Genomic DNA, 19,569 nt, shown 5'->3' on the forward strand with positions numbered 1-19,569 from the left:
TAGCAGAAATGATTTTCTTTAATCAGGTAGTAGCCTGGAGAATGGAGATGTAAATAATGAAAATAGATGCACATAATCATATTGGCAAAAAGAAGGGTGTAAGTGTTAGTGTAGATGATTTTATTAAAAGTATGGATGAAGCAGGAATTGATAAAGCCGTCGTATTTTCCTTTTCCGAACAGATAGATAATGACTATGTTATTGAATCAGTAAAACGATATCCCGATAGACTCTTTGGCTTTGTAACAATTAATCCTTGGTCTACTACATCAGAAGAAGATCTAGAAAAAGCATTTTCAACTGATGAAATCTATGGATTAAAACTTCATCCTGTTAAACATGCTTATGCATTAGATGACCACAGTCTGTTAGATCCTTTATTTAAAATATGTGAAAAACATAATAAACCTATCCTAATCTTTGGTGGTGCAAATGTATATTCTAGTCCAAATATGTTTGCTGAAATGGCTATGACTTTCCCAAAAGTCAATCTGATTATGGCGCATGGAGGACAGATGTATGAAACAACATCAGCTATTAATGTTGCTAAGAAATATAAAAACATTTATATTGAAACATCTTCAATGTTTGGAATCAGAATCAAAAACCTCGTTAAAAAGAATTTAACAGATCAACTCATTTTTGGCTCTGATACTCCTACAGGAGATATGGAACTAGAAATGAAAAAGATTGAATCTATAGTTAAAGATGAAAATAAATTAAATAACATTTACAGCTTGAATTTAATGAAACTATTGAACGGAGGGAACTCATTATGATTATTGATTCTCATAATCATATCGGCAAAAGAAAGGGTATTAACTTCACTGCTGAAGAAATGATCGAATGGTTAGATAAAGCAGGTGTGGATGCATGTGTTGTTACTTCCCAGGTAGAAACAATTAATAATGATTATGTTGCTGATATGCAAAAGAAGTATCCTGATAGAATCATAGGATATGCTGTTGTTAATCCATGGGAATGGGAGGCAGAAGAAGAATTAGAACGTTGCTTTAGAGACTTAAACTTATATGGATTAAAACTCAATCCTGTTAGACATGGTTTTGCTTTAGATAGACATGAAATTGTTGATCCTTTGTTCAAGATTTGTGAAAAGTATAATAAACCAGTACTTGTCCATGGCCAATCTGATATGTTCAATATGCCTGGTAAATTTGATGAAATGGCAGAAACATTCCCAAACGTTACATTAATCATGGCACATATTGGAGAACCAGATGCGATTGATGCAGCTATTAGAGTAGCTAAACGAAGAAAGAATGTTTATATTGATACAGCAAGTGTTCAATTAAGCACATTGAAGAAAGCATTAAAGGAAATTGATCCTAATAAAATTATGATGGGTACAGATGCACCATGGGGAGATTTCACTTTATCCATAGATTTAGTCAAGAAAGCCACTGATGATATAGAGATACAAAATAAAATTCTAGGTGAAAATATTGTAAGAGTATTAAACTGGAAGAAATAACCTCAAACTAGAAGACAGATTAGAATGAACCTCATTCCAATCTGTCTATTTTCATTTACCAGTTTTAGATAGTATATTGATATTAAACTGATAATAGGCTATAATACAACGATTTAGCAAAAGCTAAATGGGCGGCATGGGATGAAAAGGAGACTATTATGTATAATTATGTAACAAACAAAAAATTAATAAGCAGCATGCGTTCCTGTTGTGGAGATATGACGCAAGACCTATGTCATACCCTAAAGGAAGAATCTAATATAGGTGCAGAGGTCACTCTCGTTGGTAGTGGGGCAAGAAATCTAATACTTCAAAATGCCAACGAACCCATAGATTTGGATTATAATCTTAGAATAGTCAGAAGTGATGACTGGGATTGTAAATATATCAAGGAATGCGTTAGAAAAGCTTTTAATATTGTTCTTAGAAAACATGGATGGAGAGATTGTGAAGATTCCAAATCCTCATTGACCACTAAAAAACATCATCTTCCAGGAGGTAAAACATTATTTTCAATAGATGTTTGTATCGTTTATGAAGATGAAGATGGAAATTTTTATCGTTTAATTCATAAAAAGACTGGTAATACTAATGTTAACAATATTGCATATGCTGCTAGCATTTATGCTGGTCTTGTTACTAGAAGGCCTGTTAATGAATACTATTGGAATATGGCTCCAAATTCTAGAAATATTAAATTTAAAGTCGATTATATTAAAAGTAATGGAAAGTGGAAATTAGTCAGAGAACAATATAAGGGTATTAAGAATAGATACTTAACACAAAACGATCATAATCATCCTTCATTTATTTGTTACATTGAAGCGGTAAATAACGTATATAACTCAAGAAAACATTGGAAGCAATAAACTGCTAAGATTATTTTTAGAAATGGCTTGAACTTAATTAATGGATAGTATATATTGTTCTATTCCATTTTGGAATGCAGGGATTATAAATGGAAAAACTATATGTAAATAAACTTAACGATTCAAAATACGTCGCATTAATTACAGTCCTTGATTATGAAATATCAGTCAACAAGTATCTAAAACAGTTATCATTTAAAGCTTATCCAAATAAACCTAAACACGTACTTGTAGATCTAGCTTTAAAAACTGGAATAGATAAATATAGATTTGTTGAATTTGATATTAATGAATCAGGAAAGATAGAATTAGATACTTATAAGTATGTTTCAGTTAATACAATCTATGAAACTCTAGCAAACATCTACCTAAAAGATAAGAAAGAAATAGTATTAAACTCTATCTTAACTGATTCACAGATAAATCAACTTTTAAATTAATCTTACAATTCAAGAAGCGGTTCTTTCACATAAGAAAACCCTATATACTTATTTTTGAAATTTTGAAATTACACACTGATTTTATTGACAAAATGCTGAATTGTGGTAATCTATGCTTAGAGACTGAGCAATAAACATTTTCATTTGCTCATAAAAAATTACAACTATAAAAAAGAATGGTAACATTCTCGGTGAACAGGCACCGTAAAAAGTCGAATTCAAGAGGTAGAATTCAAAATAACCTCGTCCGAGTATATATCGAATAGATATATGAGCCTTGCAGTTAGGAGATAAACTGTAGACAAGAGATAGTCTTAAAAACAATCTCGTCCGAGTATATATCGAACAGATATATGAGCCTGGCGACCAGGATAAAACCTGTTATTTTTTTATGATACTAAGCGGGTAATTTCCTGCTTTTTTTGTCTAAAGGAGAACTATATTTATGCACAGTCTCAGCAAATCGAATAAAACAAGAATTATTAGAGATATAATTGCAGGTGCAAGACTTTATGAAAAGTTTCTAGTACCTTATGATTTTTTGATTGTAACTAACGATGGCAAATATAATGAAGTGAGATTTAATAAGGGAGATTTTGCTCATTTGGTTGGTGTGCGTTCCCATTTAAATGATTTGGATTTTTATAAAAATTGCATTAAAGGAACTATAGCAGAAAATAACATTAATAACCAACAGCACTATGACTTTGGTACGATTCGTAAGAAAATTATGCGCATAACGAAAATTAATAAGATTGTTTATGCGAATGCTCAAACGAATCTAGTTTTAGTTAACTTACATACAAAAACGCGAGATTTTCCTTTAGCAATAGAGAGTACTAATGATAAAATGGTTGTAGCATTTACTGGAAAAGATCTCCATGCAAGAAGTTTGCGTAATAATAATCAAACTAATGCTGATGAAAAGAAAAATATTTTGGCAATTTTTTTTAAAGAAAAGAATTCAAAATCTAAATATTCGAACTGTGTTTATTTGAAAAATTATAAAGTTCTTAAAAGTATCTGTTGTGATTTGGAAGAAAAAGTTTCAGTTAAAATTTTTAATGATCTTGATAAAAATAAGACTACTCAAATTTAATTAATACTTGTCCTGATTGTCCACACAATCAGGTTTTCTTATGTTCTAATACTTATTATTTCCTCTATCTAATGCATATAGTAATCTTAGACTCTCTATTTACTACATATAGTAATCTTAGTATTAAAATCACTATATATAGTCTTTTTAGTCTCCATTCTCTATATAAGAGTACTACAATTTCTATCTATCACCTATATCTCAATTTTACTAGACATAATCAACTAAATATGGCATAATACATCTCTGTACGAAAGGAAATGTAGACTATGATATCAACACATAATGTATCACTCAGATACGGAGATCGCGCTTTATTTGAAGATGTATCAGTAAAATTTACTGAAGGAAATTGTTATGGGATTATTGGTGCAAATGGTGCTGGTAAATCCACATTCTTAAAAATATTATCAGGTGAAATAGAACCAAACAAAGGTGAAGTAATTATTGAACCTAATAAGAGATTATCTGTTTTAAAACAGGACCACTTTGCTTATGATGACAACAAAGTTGTAGAAACAGTTATCATGGGTAATAAGAGACTATTTGAAATCATGCAGGAAAAAGAGAAGCTATATGCTAAAGCTGATTTTAATGATGAAGATGGTATAAGACTAGGAGAACTTGAAGGTGAGTTCGCAGACATGGATGGCTGGAATGCTGAAAGTGATGCTGAAATCATGTTAAATGGTTTAGGTATTACAACAGAATACCATGACATGTATATGAGAGACTTAGATGGTAACCAGAAGGTTAAAGTATTATTAGCCCAGGCTTTATTTGGAAACCCTGATATTCTTTTACTAGACGAACCTACCAACCATCTAGATCTAAAGAGTATCAGATGGTTAGAAAACTTCCTATTAAATTTTAAGAACACAGTCATTGTAGTATCACATGACCGTTATTTCTTGAACAAGGTATGTACACATATTGCTGATATTGATTACAGCCGTATTCAGCTATATGTAGGTAACTATGACTTCTGGTATGAATATTCTCAGATGCAGATCCAGCAGATGAAAGACCAGAACAAGAAAGCAGAAGCTAAAAAGAAGGAATTAGAAGAATTCATTGCACGTTTCGGTGCCAATGCTTCTAAAGCAAAACAGGCTACTTCTCGTAAGAAACTATTAGATAACTTAGAAATGGCAGATATGAAACCATCACTAAGAAGATACCCATTTATTGGTTTTAAACCAGGTAGAGAAGTAGGAAACATTGTATTAAATGTAGAAAACCTTACTAAGGTAGTAGATGGAGAAACTCTTATTAATAATGTTTCTTTCTCTATTCTTCCAAATGAAAAGGTTGCTTTTGTAGGAGACGATAAAGCAACAGAAGCATTCTTTAAGATCATCATGGGAGAAGATAAAGACTTTGAAGGTTCTTATAAATGGGGTATTACGACTACTCAGTCATACTTCCCTAAAGATAATTCAGCATTCTTTAATGATTGTGAATTATCTTTATTAGACTGGTTAAGACAGTTTACTGATGGCAGCATGTATGAACAGGAACTTAGAGGATGGTTAGGTAGAATGTTATTCTCTGGTGATGAAGCATTAAAGAAAGCGAATGTTTTATCAGGAGGAGAAAAGGTAAGATGTATGCTTGCGAAAATGATGATGCATGATGCAAATGTATTAATTTTTGATGAACCTACAAACCACCTTGATCTAGAATCTATCCAGGCATTAAACCAAGGTTTAATGCGTTTCCCAGAAAACATTCTATTTACTTGTCATGACCACCAGTTTGTTCAGACAATTGCGAATAGAATTATCGAATTCACTGCAGAAGGTACAATTGACCGTCTTTCTACATTCGATGAATATTTAGAATACAAGGACACACTTGAAGCATAAGAGCGGATTAAACCGCTCTTTTTTTCTTCTTGAGGCTAGGTTCTTATACGATGAGTATCTTAATACCTGTATCATCCTATAAGGCTTAGAGAAGCTAAAAATCATTTTCTAAATCTGAAACTCACTTATAAACAGATTCTAAAAGTATTATCATATTACTTATAGAAATAGGAGGATAACTAAATGGGTAAACTATTATTAACTGGTGTTGATGGAAACTTAGGTCAATTAGCTGCTGACGTATTACTAACATTAGAACCAGTAGAAAACTTAATCTTTTGTGGTTACAATGAAGACTCACTAAAGAAATATGCTGAAAAGGGTGTAGAAACACACGTAACTAACTTTAATAATCCTGATGGATTAGTTGAAGCATTTAAAGGGGCTGATGCTCTCGCATTAATCTCTATGCCATTTGTTGGTGTTAAAAGACAGAATGCACATAAGAATGCTGTAGATGCAGCTAAAGCAGCAGGTGTAAAACAGATTATCTATACTTCTTTAGTTAATGCTGATGATGAAACAAACCCATCAGTAGAAAAGAAAGACCATATCTATACTGAAAAATATATTCAGGAAGTAGGTCTAGACTATCAGTTCATGAGAAACTCTCAATATGCTGAAGCAATGGTTACTAACTACTTTACTTACGCTCACATGAATGCACCACTTACTAATTCACAAGGTGATGGTCTAATGGCCTATGTTTCTCGTAAGGACTGTGCTAAAGCATTAGCTTATGCATTACATAGATCAAATGAATTTCATCATAAAGTATGGAATATTAATGGATTAGAACTAATGACTATTTCAACATTCTGTGCTATTGGTGATGTAAGTACAGGAAACCATGTACCATTTGTAAATGTCACTGATGAAGAAAACTATCAGATCTGGGATGCAATGGGTGTTCCTAGAACAACTGATGGCGTATTCCTAAAGGATTCAGAAGCACCATTCTCTTCAGATGGCATGGTTACATTTGCACAGGCTATTAGAGAAGGTAAAATGGATATTCATACAAAAGACTTCACTGAACTAACAGGAGACACACCTATTTCAGTAAGATATATGTTTGATCATAATGAAGAATTCCAGATTGGTGAAAGACATTCTCAAGACAAATAAACTATACACTAGAGCGGATTATCCGCTCTTTTTCTTCTTAAGGCTAGGAAAATATATTATTGCTATTAGAATGAGATAATAGTATTGAACGCTTTATTAATAAAAGGCATAATATCAGTAAAGGGGGACAGAGGAATGAAGATATGTTTATTTGGAATTTCTAATGTTGGAAAAACAACTGTGGGGAAATTACTTGCTGAACGTTTAGATATTAAGTTTGTCGATTTAGATGAAGAAGTGAAAAACCGCTTGAAAATGTCTCTTGAGGAATTTGTTAACACTGAGAATTTACGGTGGAGAGATCAGAAATGAGGAAGTATTATCAAGAAGATTATTAAAATGGAAGAAGACGTTGTCTTTGCAATTTCACCCATTTCTTATATTGAAAACTTTAAAACAAGCATTATATCAGATGATAATTTACTGATTGAGCTGTACGATACTCCAGAGAATATTTTTTCGAGGCTTATATTTAGTGATGAAAATGACGAGATCTATACTAATGATAATTACAAAAATGCGAACAAAGATTATTATATGAAAGAGATTCAAGCAGATTTAGATTGGTACGGAATGGTTACTGCTAAGATAGGGATACACAATCGTGTATTTGTTAATAACAATTTGCCGGAAGAAGTTGTGGATAGAATAATCATGGAGTATAATTTGGAAAATGACGATTGTGGTATACTAAAATAAAAATAATTAGAAATGGGGGATGAAGGATGAGCGTGCAGACAGATTGTGAGATGTTATCCATTGAGGTAATGGAAACGTATGCAGAAAAATATGATCTTACCGGTGATGAAGTAGCCGAATTATTTCACAAAAATCAGGTTTTTGAGAAGATGCTGATTCAGCATGAATATCTTCATCAAATAAGTTTTGAAGAAGTCATGGAATATGTGGAAAAAGTGATAGCAGAGGATTCAAGAGAATTAATGGTTTACCATGGCACATGTTCTGATTTTGATAAAATAGACTTAAAAAAATCACATAATCGTCGTGATTTTGGAAAAGGATTTTATACGACCATTTTGCGTTCCCAATCGAAAGAATGGGCATATCGACTTTCTTTAAGAGAAAAGAAGGATAGGTATTATGTGTATGAATTTGTATTTGAAGAAGTAGCTGCATTACGAGTAAAACGTTTTGATACATTGAATGAAGAATGGTTAGAATTTGTTAAATTGAATAGAAGTAAAGGTGGTCTACAGCATGAGTATGATGTGGTGATTGGTCCTGTAGCTGATGATAATACCATGGAGACTGTACAATTATATATTGCTAATATACTTACTGCGAAAGAGGCAGTGGAGAGATTGCGATACAGTAAAGTAAATAATCAGGTATCCTTTCATACAGAAAAAGCCTTAGAATACCTGAAACCGGTTAGGAGGATTTCTTATGCCAGAGAATATATATATAGTTTTAATGGAAAAGATATTACAATGAATGTATGTATACAGATTAGAGATGTAGTGAAATTATTACAGGAACATTTTCAAATCAGTTTTGAAGAAGCTGTATTACGTTTCTATAAATCGGAAACATATAAGACGTTGCAGGAAACAGAAAACGGTCTGTGGGCAGAATCAGCGGAATATATAGCAGATAGATATTATGAAGAAATTGCAGACTAATATTCCAAGACCAATAGAGTGACTGAAGAAAGTGGATAAGTTAGTCTATAGAGCATAAAAGGAATCCTCATCACAGGATTCCTTTTAAAGTAGACTTGCTTCTTTCTCAAATTCTTCATAACTATTTACAAAATGATATGGTTCATACTCTCCATAGGCAGTGGGTCTACTGATAGTAATAATTTCTATATCATACCCAAGTCTTTCTTGTATTCTATCTGCAAATTTTGCCATTTCTTCTCCAGGCTCTGTCTGTAATGCAATACATCCAGTTTTATTCATCCTCTTTGCGACTAGATAACACATAAACCTATACCTCCTGACTTGATTATACATCTACATATTATGAACACAATAGTGTTTTTCTTCTCTTGATAATCACTCATTCTAATAATAGAATACTCCTAAAGGAGGCTACTATGGATATCGATAATGTATATGTAAGAGATGCTATTTTGTATTATACAATCCAACAATATTTCAATTGTAATGATAAGAAAACAAGTCAATTCATAGTACAACTAGATCACTTCAATTATAGAAGTGGTCTCATACATAATATCCCTTACTTATCCTTGCAATTACACGTATCAGAGAAGGATTTCTATCATACCTATCTAAGAGTCAAGGATAGTTTTAAAGCTCTCCCAGAAGACGTTATTTTAGTCAAGAAAGGTGATGAGATATACTCTAAACTATTAGCTATGATTCAAGCAACACCACCATATTTATTTCTTAAAGGCAATGTACACTTATTAAATGAAAAGTCTGTCAGTGTAGTAGGGAGTAGAAATGCTTCTAAGGAAGCAATGGAAAAAACAGAAATACTTGTAAAAGCATTAGTAAAAAGAAATATAGTAGTCAATGCAGGACTTGCGAAAGGTATAGATACAATGACCCACCAAACAGCATTAAAAAACAATGGAAGAACTATAGCTGTTATAGGAACACCTATTAACCAGTACTATCCTAAAGAAAACAAAAAACTTCAACTCACAATTGAAAAACATGGACTTGTTGTCTCACAGTTCCCACCCTGTAATAAAGTATACAAATGGAATTTTCCTAAAAGAAATGCGACTATGAGTGGTATTTCTATTGCGACTATTATCATGGAAGCAGGAGAGAAGAGTGGGGCATTAAGACAAGCAGATCACTGCATTAAGCAAGGTAGAGACATCTTGATACCTTACTCATTACTACAATCTTCTCTCTTATGGCCTAGAAAGTATATACAAAAGGGAGCACATACCTTTAAGAATATAAAAGAAGTATTAGAACTATTAAATAAATTAGAAGGAGACCATAAATGTGTATTGAAATAGAAAACTACAAACAACATAATTTATTCAATTACTTTGATTACAATCAAATAGATACTGATGCTGAAGAATTACTTAATACTCTCTTGAATAATCCAGAATACAATCTTAAGCTCAACAAAAGAAGAGTACCAGTCATGGAAATTGCGAAAGTTTTAGGCTTTACAATCTATATTACAAAATTCAATGATTATAATGCTAAAGCAACAATAGGCATATCAAATCAACTTATTGATAAATACAAAAGTGATAAGGTCATTATTTTAAGTAGTGAATATACTGATGAAGAAATTCTTTTCTCTTTATGTTATGAGTTAGCACATTATATCTATGATAGTAATCCAATTGATGAGTATTCTCATACATATAGAATCAATGATATAGAACTAAGAGCTATTCGTTTTGCGGATGCTTTATTAATGCCTCTAACATCCTTCAAAGAAGCATATACTGAGCTATCTCATAACATTAATAATCCAGAACTTCTTATTCATGCATTATCTGATACATTTAATGCACCCCAAACTGCAGTACAAAGACGAATAAAACAAGTGATAAATACAAAGCTTTAAAGGAGTGTCGGATTCTTTATGAGTGTGAGTTTGAATAAGTCAGAGAAATCTGGCTTATTTTTTATTGCAAGAATGTTCATGCTTCTATAAGTTGGAAGAGATAAAAACAAATATGCATTTTTATTAAGTAATCTTTACGTATAAAGGGTATAGATAATATAGGAGACTTATTTTGTATCTAGAAGAGAGTATTTTCATAATCCATGACAAAGAATCAAGGAGAGTATTATATTGCTTAAAAGAGTTTTAGACATAAATATCAGTGAGAAAGGATGGTTTTATGAGCAAAACAATTGAACAGCTTATTGAAAGCTTAGATACAATACCTTTTTTGTTTGTTGGTTCAGGATTATCAAGAAGATATTATAATTTACCTGATTGGATAGGATTGTTAAAAGTAATGGCTGCTAAATTAAACAAAGATTCATTTACATTCCGTTCTTATGAAGATCGAGCATCTTTTGAAAACAATCCATATGGTATTAATCCTAAAATAGCTTCACTTATAGAGGAAGACTTCAATAAGGAATGGTTTCGCAGTCCTGAAATTAGAACTCTAGATGAAGCATATACTGAAAAGGTAGAGAACGGATGTTCTCCATTTAAAGCCGAACTGAGTTATTATTTAAAGCAAAAATCAGTGTTATGCCCAGAATTAAAAGATGAAGTTATTTTATTGAACAATATCGCGAAAAAATCAATTGCTGGAATTATTACGACAAATTATGATTTGTTTTTTGAAACATATTTGTCTCAGTATACAATTTATATAGGCCAGCAAGCACTCTTATTTTCTCAATTACAAGGTATTGCAGAAGTTTATAAAATTCATGGTTCTCTAAATGATCCTCGATCTATAGTTATTAACGAAAAGGACTATAAAGAATTTAAAGAGAAGCGTGAATATTTGGCTGCTAAGCTACTTACTATATTCATGGAGTATCCTATTATTTTCATGGGCTATTCTATTTCAGATTCTAATATTAGGGATATTTTAAGTTCTATAGTAAAATGCATGTCAAATGAACAGGTTAAATTACTGAAAAGAAGATTCATATTTATTGAATATGATGCAGAAATGGAAGGATATGATATTGGTGAATCATCATTTGCATTTGAAGATAATAAAATGATTACAATGACAAAAATAACCCTATCTGACTATTCATTGATTTATAATGCAATCGGCAAAAAGAAAATGAAAATACCCGTTCGTTTACTGCGATTATTAAAAGATGAATTATATTTGTTTACATTATCAAATGAACCTACTGAAAATATTAAAGTAGCTGCAATTGATGATGATAGAGTTTCAAATGATGAATTAGTAATTTCTATAGGCACAACAGAAACAATTAGCTTAGATGGATTAAAAGGCATTTCTACAGATCAATGGTATAGAAATATTGTGATGCATGATCTCAGATATAATACTGAAGATTTATTAGATTATGCACCAACGCTAGCAAAACAAGTTTCAGGTATACTACCTGTTAATTCTTTATATGAGGACAAATATCAGAGAATAGAAGGGATTGATAAGTTGCTGGTAAAAGATTTTGAAGATATTATTTCTAAAACAATAGAGAGAGCACGTAGTAGACACCCTCAAATTGACATAGAAAGTATTTTAATGGAAATACCTGATATAGATAAGCAAATGCTAAATATAGCTTACTTGAAAAAGGAGCAAATTAATTTGATTGAATTAGAAAACTATTTAAAAACTCAGTTTGAACAAGATAACGATATATTAAGCAATTCAAAACAAACTACTCGTACAAATCTAAGAAGATTGATTAGAATTTATGATTATTTAAAAGGAGAAAGCAAAAAAGCCTCTGATTAAAGCACCCTTTCAAAGGACACCATCAGAAGCCTCTTTCTTACTAGAAAACCATTCAACAAGGCGGCTCTCTAAAAGCTACCCTATCTTCCAGCTCTCTTCATAAGTATTATACATAATGATCATAATTTTGCAAGTATACAGTGAAAGGAGTCAGAGCAATCTGGCTCTTTCTTTTTTACATAGCAAAAAAGCCTCTAATTAAAGCTGCCTTTTAAAGGTCACCATTAGAAGCCTCTTTCTTACTAGAAAACCTTTCAACAAAGCTACTTTATAAAAGCCACCTTATCTTCCAGCTCTCTTTATAAGTATTATACATGCTTATCGTAAAATTACAAGTAAATTATTTGAATTTTTTAAATGTCTAAAGTGAAAAGTTAAATTCCACTTTAGGCGAGTCAAAGTTGAGTTTAGTCTTTCCCATTTCTCCAGTTGAATTTACTTTTACACCTTAGGGGATTTTATCATCATTCTTGCTTGTTTATTGAAATTTATTGTTGCGTATATAGAGGTAAGGAGCCCGTTTAAGGTATTATAAAAGGAGTCAGATTTTTCTGACTCCTTTTATAGAAACAACTTTTATGCTTTATACACTTCGTTATCAATCATCTTTTCTTTCTTAGCTACAATTACTGAAGTAGAAGCATCACCAACTACATTAAGTGAAGTAACTAACATTTCAATAGGTCTATTGATTGAAAGAATTAATGAGTATGCAAGTAATGCTGCATCGTTTGTATAACCCATACCAGTTAAGATAGTAAATAGGATAACAGCACCTGCACCTGGTGCAGCTGGAGTACCAACTGATGCAATTAATGCAAGTACTGCAATAACTGCCATAGACATGAATGTTACTTTATATCCAGAACTAGCTGCAATAAACATAGCTGCAATAACCTGCATGATTGCTGTACCATCCATATTGATTGTCATACCTAAAGGTAATACAAATGATGCAATCTGATTATCTACACCTAATTCTTCAGTTACTGTTCTCTTATTGATTGGAAGAGTTGCAGCACTAGAAGAAGTAGAGAAACCAAATAAAGCAACCTTAACCATCTTCTTCATGAATGGCTTTGGATTTACTCTAGCCATAGACATTAAGTAGATTGGATAAGCTAAGAATAAATACATAAATAATGCAATAACAACTGTAACAACATAAGCAAGTGCTGGTCTTAATGAATCAATACCATAAATTGCGAATGTTCTTGTTAATAAGCAGAAGATACCAATAGGTGCAAACTTATTAACTACAAATGATAAGAATAAAGTAATAATCTTAGACACTTCTTCGAATAACTTCTTTAGAGTCTTTGTTTCTTCTTCTAATGTATTCATTGCAAGACCCATAGCAACTGCTATAAATACAATGGCTAATACGTTACCATTAGTAGAGAAAGCTGAAATAAGATTGTTAGGAATAATGTTTAAAATAATGTTTAATGGGTTAGAACCAGTAGAACCCTGCTGGATAGTTACTGCTGCTTTACCCACTGCATTAAAGAATCCTAAACGATATACAATAGAGGCAACCACGCCTGCAAAACATAATGCACATACAGTTGTAATAAAGAAAGTTAAAATAGTCTTAGTAGAAATTCTACCTAACTTCTTTGTATCTGTGATAGTTGAAATAGCTAATGTAATAGATACAAATACCATAGGTACAATAATAAGCTGTAATGAATTAACAAATAACTGACCTACAATATAGAAGATCCCAACAGCTTTAGTTGCTGTAGGCTGTGTAATATCCTGAAAGAATAAGTTATTGATCTTTGTCCAAAGATCAGTCTGACCACTACTTACTAAGTGTTCTCTTAACATAATGCAGCCAAACCCACAGGCAAGACCACAAATCATCGCAATTAACATCTTTTTAGCTAACTGCTTACCATTACTCGTTTTCATTTTTACCCTCCTGAATTTAATCCCAAAATTGAGATTATTATACACTATCTAGAATATAATGCAAATAGTATTCATAAAAATGTGAATGAGCATAATATATTTATTTAGAACTATGATATAATAATCAGCATAGGAGGAAATAAACATGTATACTGATCATAGGGAAGAGATGTTGAAGTTAAGAGAAGAACTTCTATTAGTGGAAGAAGAACGTAAAGCAGGTAAGAAGATTTATACTATTGATGAATTAGATGAAATCCTAAATGAAGTTATTGATAATGCAAAACAGTCAGGTTAAGATACCTGACTGTTTTACTTAAGAAAGGGGAGATCACTAGCAGTAATCTCCCTGAGGGAAAGATATATTTGCTTTTAATAATTCCAGTTCTTCCAGTCCCCACCAGTTAACTTATCAAAGTCTTCACCATTAATTTCTGCACCATCACCATAGGAATGATCACCTTTCCAGTGATATTTAGGATCATCTTCGTATGTCATAGATCCTTTATTGCTTCCTGATGAAGAATTACTTGAACTATTACTACTTCCAGAAGAACTTTTATTATTGTTATTTGAAGAAGAACTATTATAAGATCTATTTGTATTAGAACTCTGTTTCTTCTGTACCTTAGTCTTTACACTTGTAGTTCCATCTTTATTCTTCACTGTCTCATGAACAACTTCTTCATTATTGCTAATCACTGGTTTTGCAATCACAGTGACCTTACCGGTCTTCTTGGTTTCATTATTAGACTTGTCCTTTACTGTGACATTAAAATCATACTGTCCTGGAGTATTTATATCTATTTTACTTGTATCAATCTCAATACTTATTTCAGATAGATCACTAATATTCATTAGAGACTTGAGAGAATTGTAATCAAGTGTATCTAAACCAGTTCCTTGTAATAACTCCATATTTGCGGGTAATACAAACTCTGGTGCTTTTGTATCCTTTACAATAACACTCTGTTTCAAAGACTTCTTTTTATACTTCACAGTAATAGTATACTTACCTACTGCAGGATAAGTCTTATCTTTCTCATTAGGTATATTATTGATTATTTCTAAATCATATTTATCAAAATCCTTATAATCTTTTACTATATCCTTAAGTTTAGGTGTATATGCAGTTCCATATTCTACATTCACCTTATTAGTCTTAAGCTCTAATTTAGGGTTACTTAACGCATAAGCAGTAGCACCTACACCAATAACTAAAACTGCTCCTGTAGTTATCATTATCTGTTTCTTATTCATATTTTTTCCTTCCCTTACTATATATCTTATATACAATGATATTCTTACTGTTAGTTTGATGCAATAGAGAAAGTACTATATTTCTATTATTTACAAGTATTACATAAGAATAATAGAAAAAGAGATCTCTTTTCTAAGAAATCTCTTTCTTTAAGCTTTTTCCAATAGTGAACCACATAGTAATATAACAAGCGCCACCACCTATAAAATTACTAATTGCTTCTGAAATAAACACACCTTCAATTCCAATAAAACGCGGAAGAATAATAGTCAAAGGAGCTACTATGATCACTTTTCTAAAGATAGAAAAGAAGATAGCCTGTTTAGACTTGCCTAGTCCTACTGCCACAGATTGACCGCATATCTGTAATGATTGCATAAAGAATCCTGCAAAATATAATCTAATATAAATAATTGCATGTTTAGTAATATGAGGATCATGAGTAAAGATATTAATAAAGTATTGTGGGAAAGCAGTAATTAATACCCAGATAATAAACATTGTTCCAAAACATAAGAGTGTCACAAAACGTATTGCTGATAATACACGCTTATATTCCTTAGCACCATAGTTATATCCTAATACTGGCTGAGCTGCATTTCCAAACCCTTGTGCAGGTAACTGTACAACTTCTCTAATAGAGTTAATAATAGTCATAATCGCTATATAGAGATCACCACCATATAATTGTAAAGTAGAATTACATACAATAGATACTATCGAATTAGTCATACCTATCATAAATCCTGCAGTCCCTAAAGAGAATATACGCTTTACATAATAAGGGTTTAAATACATACACTCTTTCTTTAACTTAAGTATCGTTTGATCACTTGTTAAAAAGTGTATTGTCCATAAAGCAGATACAAACTGTGACAGTACTTTTGCAAGTGCTGCACCCTTTACATTCATATTCAATACAAATATAAATATTGGATCCAATATAATATTCAATACAGCACCAATCAGTACTGTCATCATTCCTATCTTCGCAAACCCCTGACTATTAATAAAACTATTCATACCTAGTCCTATTAACACAAATACAGTCCCTAATAAATATATAGTCAAATAATCATTCGCATACTTGAATGTATGACTACTCGCACCAAAAAGCCATAAGATCTTCTCTTTAAAAAGAAAACCAATAATCATTAAACCTATCCCAAATAGTACTAACAAACAGAAAGCATTTCCCATAATCTTTTCTGCTTCTTTATTATTCCCTCTACCTCTCGCAATCGAACAAAGTGGGGCACCACCCATACCAAAAAGATTCGCAAACGCAATTACTATAGAAATAATAGGAAGACATATTCCCAGTCCTCCCATGGCTAGTGTTGATGTATGAGGAATACGTCCTATATATATTCTATCTATCACATTATAGAGCACATTAATCAACTGTGCTACGATCATTGGTCCTGCAATAGATAATATATGTGTAGAAACTTTTCCCTTTGCAAAATTATTCCTTTCTTCCATAAAACCATCTCCCTTAACACAATCTTAACTATCTCATATATATTGCAAAAATACAGTTCTTTTTCAAATGTTGAAATAGTATAATTCATATTATCTTCTGTATATCATGCTTTTTTACTATGTATAGTGAGATATACTATATTAAAATAAAATTACGCTACTAAAAGAAATAAAATGAAATATATGTTGCATAAGTAACATGTAAGCGCTACAATGATTATGTTAGATACATTCGAAAGGAGAAGAAAACGATATGAAGAAGGTATCCGCTATAGCACTTAGTACAGCTATGGCACTCTCAATGGCTTTACCATCAAAAGTTAATGCCACAAGCAGAGTGGATCAATTACTCTCTAATATGAGTACAAGACAAAAGATCACGCAGATGCTTATGGTAGACTTCCGTTACTGGGATGAGGACTTAAGTGATGGGGCACAGACTACAGGTCATGAATTTACTAAGATGAATGACCAGGTCAAAAAGATTGTCGAAGACTATGATTTTGGAGCACTTATTTACTTTGCTCAAAACATCCAGGAAACAGAACAATCTTATAATTTAAGTATGGCTATGCAGAAAGCAGCTACAAAAGATGGTGGTATTCCACTATTAATTAGTACTGACCAGGAAGGTGGTAGTGTATACCGTTTAGGTTCAGGTACAGCATTACCTGGTAATATGGCACTAGGAGCAACTCATAATACAGAGTATGCAAAAAAAGCAGGCCAGATTATTGGTAGTGAATTAAGTAGTATTGGTGTTAATACGAACTTAGCACCAGTTGTTGATGTTAATAATAATGCCAACAACCCAGTTATCGGTTTAAGAAGTTACAGTGATGATGCAGATGTAGTAGGGAATATGGCTTCTGCAACAATCGCTGGTTTGAAAGACTATAACGTTATTGGATGTGCTAAGCACTTCCCAGGTCATGGTGATACAGCCACTGACTCACATTATGGTTTACCAATCGTAAACAAATCAAAAGCAGAATTATTAAATAATGAATTAAAACCATATAAGATTGCGATTAATCAGGGTATTGAAATGATCATGACTGCACATATCTTATATCCACAATTAGATAACACAACTGTTGTTTCAGAAACAACAGGTAATGAAGAAAAGAAACCTGCAACTATGTCAAAAGCAATCATCACTGATCTTCTAAAGGGTGAAATGGGCTTTAAGGGCGTTGTTTCTACTGACGCTATGAACATGAAAGCTATTGCGAATACATTTGGTGAATCACAGGCAGTTAAGCTAGCCATTGAAGCAGGTGCTGATTTAATTTGTATGCCTACAGTTCTTTACAATCAAGAAGATGTTAAGAAACTAGATTCAATTATTGATTATGTAGAAGAAGCCGTTAATAATGGTGAAATCTCTGAATCTAGATTAGATGATGGATGCAGAAGAATCCTCACAGTTAAAGAAAACAGAGGCATCTTAGATTGGAAAGAATCTGATTACTCTTTAAACAAAGCATTATCAACAGTAGGTAATGCTACTAATAGAGCAACTGAAAGAGAAATCGCAGCTGCAGCTGTTACTGTTGTAAAGAATGAAAACAACACTTTACCTCTAGTTGTTAGAGAAAACCAGAAAATCCTCATGCTTTGTCCATATGACAATGAAAGAGCACAGATGATCATGGGTTATAACCGTGCAAAAGAAGCAGGATTAATTCCTGAATCTGCAGAAGTAAAAGTATTAAGATATAACGGTTCTAATATGGATGCTGTAAAAGAAAACATTGATTGGGCTGATACAGTATTCGTCAACTCAGAAATCAGTTCTGCAAGCCGCATCTCATCTAATCATTGGTTATATTCTTATGCAGAAGGTATCGTAGACTATACTCATGAAAAGGGTAAGAAGTCTGTCGTTATGTCAGTAGACAAGCCATATGATGTACAGATGTACGCTAATGCAGATGCTATTTTAGCTGTTTATGGATGTAAAGGTTCTTCAGTAGATGTTACTGAAGCAATCGTTGGTGGAGTTACATCTTCTAAAGCTGCTTATGGACCTAACATTATTGCAGGTATTGAAGTGGCTTTAGGTACATTTGGTGCTCAGGGAACACTTCCAGTTAATGTTCCTGTATATGATAAGACTACTAAGCTCTATACAGATACAATCAAGTATAAGCATGGCTATGGTATCTCTTATAAATCATTACTTAACAAAGATACTTTAAATGACTTAATCGCTAAGGCTGAAAACTTAGACTCTACTAAATATACAGAAGATTCATGGAATAAACTTGTATCAGCATTATCTGATGCAAAAGAAGTATCTCAAACTAATGGTGTATCTCAGAAGAAGATTGATGAAGCGATTGCTTCATTACAGTCTGCTATGGATGCTTTAGTAGAAAAACCTGTAGAAACTAAACCAGAAGAACCTAAGAAAGATGACACTAAGAAAGAAGATATAAAGAAAGAAGACACTAAGAAGGATAATGTAAAAACAGGTGATAGCACAGCTATCCTACCACTTGTTACATTAATGGGTCTTGCTTGTGTTGCATTTATCTTTCTTAAGAAAAAAAGAGCTTAATAATGATATGATGACCTCCCAGTAGACAGTGCAAATAATTAAGAGCACTGTTTGCTGA

The 19,569-nt window shown here is 32.2% G+C and carries 19 protein-coding genes; 15 read left to right on the top strand and 4 right to left on the bottom strand.

Going from position 1 to position 19,569, the window contains the following annotated elements; all coding sequences use genetic code 11:
• Positions 1-56: 56 nt before the first annotated feature.
• The 10 genes from QZQ55_RS06350 (at position 57) to QZQ55_RS06395 (ending at position 8,539) form a co-directional block, all read left to right on the top strand.
• Complete coding sequence (locus tag QZQ55_RS06350) at positions 57-779, top strand: amidohydrolase family protein (protein ID WP_295091250.1); 723 nt, start codon at positions 57-59, stop codon at positions 777-779.
• The gene (locus tag QZQ55_RS06355) at positions 776-1,492 is read left to right on the top strand and encodes an amidohydrolase family protein (RefSeq protein WP_117459645.1); all 717 of its coding nucleotides are present in this window, start codon (positions 776-778) and stop codon (positions 1,490-1,492) included. The genes QZQ55_RS06350 and QZQ55_RS06355 overlap by 4 nt, the downstream gene beginning before the upstream one ends.
• Before the next feature lie 158 nt (positions 1,493-1,650).
• A complete protein-coding gene (locus QZQ55_RS06360) occupies positions 1,651-2,361 on the top strand; it encodes a hypothetical protein (RefSeq protein WP_295091253.1) in 711 nt (236 codons plus the stop codon).
• An 89-nt stretch (positions 2,362-2,450) separates the two neighbouring features.
• The gene (locus QZQ55_RS06365; RefSeq protein WP_295091255.1) at positions 2,451-2,801 is read left to right on the top strand and encodes a type II toxin-antitoxin system RnlB family antitoxin; all 351 of its coding nucleotides are present in this window, start codon (positions 2,451-2,453) and stop codon (positions 2,799-2,801) included.
• 445 nt (positions 2,802-3,246) lie between these two features.
• Positions 3,247-3,900, top strand: a complete 654-nt coding sequence (locus tag QZQ55_RS06370; protein ID WP_295091258.1) for a PBECR4 domain-containing protein — start codon at positions 3,247-3,249, stop codon at positions 3,898-3,900.
• A 269-nt stretch (positions 3,901-4,169) separates the two neighbouring features.
• Entirely contained in the window at positions 4,170-5,768 is a 1,599-nt protein-coding gene (locus QZQ55_RS06375) for an ABC-F family ATP-binding cassette domain-containing protein (protein WP_295091261.1), read from the top strand.
• A gap of 183 nt (positions 5,769-5,951) precedes the next feature.
• Positions 5,952-6,896: an NmrA family NAD(P)-binding protein gene (locus QZQ55_RS06380; RefSeq protein ID WP_295091264.1), complete on the top strand. Its 945-nt coding sequence runs from the start codon at positions 5,952-5,954 to the stop codon at positions 6,894-6,896.
• Positions 6,897-7,031: 135 nt separating this feature from the next.
• Entirely contained in the window at positions 7,032-7,208 is a 177-nt protein-coding gene (locus tag QZQ55_RS06385; protein WP_295091267.1) for a shikimate kinase, read from the top strand.
• 27 nt (positions 7,209-7,235) lie between these two features.
• Entirely contained in the window at positions 7,236-7,595 is a 360-nt protein-coding gene (locus QZQ55_RS06390) for a hypothetical protein (RefSeq protein ID WP_295091270.1), read from the top strand.
• A 26-nt stretch (positions 7,596-7,621) separates the two neighbouring features.
• Positions 7,622-8,539: a DUF3990 domain-containing protein gene (locus QZQ55_RS06395; RefSeq protein ID WP_295091273.1), complete on the top strand. Its 918-nt coding sequence runs from the start codon at positions 7,622-7,624 to the stop codon at positions 8,537-8,539.
• Positions 8,540-8,623: 84 nt separating this feature from the next.
• Here QZQ55_RS06395 and QZQ55_RS06400 read toward each other — a convergent pair whose 3' ends face one another.
• Entirely contained in the window at positions 8,624-8,845 is a 222-nt protein-coding gene (locus QZQ55_RS06400; RefSeq protein ID WP_295091276.1) for a DUF6718 family protein, read from the bottom strand.
• Positions 8,846-8,958: 113 nt separating this feature from the next.
• Between QZQ55_RS06400 and QZQ55_RS06405 the strand changes: the two genes are divergently transcribed.
• From QZQ55_RS06405 to QZQ55_RS06415, 3 genes are all read left to right on the top strand, one after another.
• Positions 8,959-9,864 carry a DNA-processing protein DprA gene (locus tag QZQ55_RS06405; protein ID WP_295091278.1) on the top strand — a complete coding sequence of 302 codons (906 nt, stop codon included), beginning with the start codon at positions 8,959-8,961 and terminating at the stop codon, positions 9,862-9,864.
• Positions 9,849-10,433 carry an ImmA/IrrE family metallo-endopeptidase gene (locus QZQ55_RS06410; protein ID WP_295091281.1) on the top strand — a complete coding sequence of 195 codons (585 nt, stop codon included), beginning with the start codon at positions 9,849-9,851 and terminating at the stop codon, positions 10,431-10,433. Before QZQ55_RS06405 ends, QZQ55_RS06410 begins: the two co-directional genes overlap by 16 nt.
• A gap of 280 nt (positions 10,434-10,713) precedes the next feature.
• Positions 10,714-12,282, top strand: coding sequence for an SIR2 family protein (locus QZQ55_RS06415; protein WP_295091284.1), 1,569 nt, complete (start codon positions 10,714-10,716; stop codon positions 12,280-12,282).
• 576 nt (positions 12,283-12,858) lie between these two features.
• On the opposite strand, the gene QZQ55_RS06420 is transcribed toward QZQ55_RS06415, so the two are convergent.
• Entirely contained in the window at positions 12,859-14,199 is a 1,341-nt protein-coding gene (locus tag QZQ55_RS06420; protein WP_295091287.1) for a dicarboxylate/amino acid:cation symporter, read from the bottom strand.
• Between the two features lie 145 nt (positions 14,200-14,344).
• On the opposite strand from QZQ55_RS06420, the gene QZQ55_RS06425 reads away from it, so the two are divergent.
• On the top strand, positions 14,345-14,497 hold the full coding sequence (locus tag QZQ55_RS06425; protein ID WP_295091290.1) for a hypothetical protein: 153 nt from the start codon (positions 14,345-14,347) through the stop codon (positions 14,495-14,497).
• 74 nt (positions 14,498-14,571) lie between these two features.
• Here the strand turns inward: QZQ55_RS06425 and QZQ55_RS06430 are convergent, their stop codons facing one another.
• Together QZQ55_RS06430 and QZQ55_RS06435 are read right to left on the bottom strand one after the other, a co-directional pair.
• Entirely contained in the window at positions 14,572-15,459 is an 888-nt protein-coding gene (locus tag QZQ55_RS06430; RefSeq protein WP_295091293.1) for a hypothetical protein, read from the bottom strand.
• Between the two features lie 133 nt (positions 15,460-15,592).
• Positions 15,593-16,945, bottom strand: coding sequence for an MATE family efflux transporter (locus QZQ55_RS06435; RefSeq protein WP_295091296.1), 1,353 nt, complete (start codon positions 16,943-16,945; stop codon positions 15,593-15,595).
• A 253-nt stretch (positions 16,946-17,198) separates the two neighbouring features.
• Between QZQ55_RS06435 and QZQ55_RS06440 the strand changes: the two genes are divergently transcribed.
• Positions 17,199-19,511: a glycoside hydrolase family 3 N-terminal domain-containing protein gene (locus tag QZQ55_RS06440; protein WP_295091299.1), complete on the top strand. Its 2,313-nt coding sequence runs from the start codon at positions 17,199-17,201 to the stop codon at positions 19,509-19,511.
• Positions 19,512-19,569: the final 58 nt, after the last annotated feature.

Origin of the sequence: uncultured Catenibacterium sp. (assembly GCF_900540665.1) — a bacterium.
GTDB lineage: Bacteria > Bacillota_I > Bacilli_A > Erysipelotrichales > Coprobacillaceae > Catenibacterium.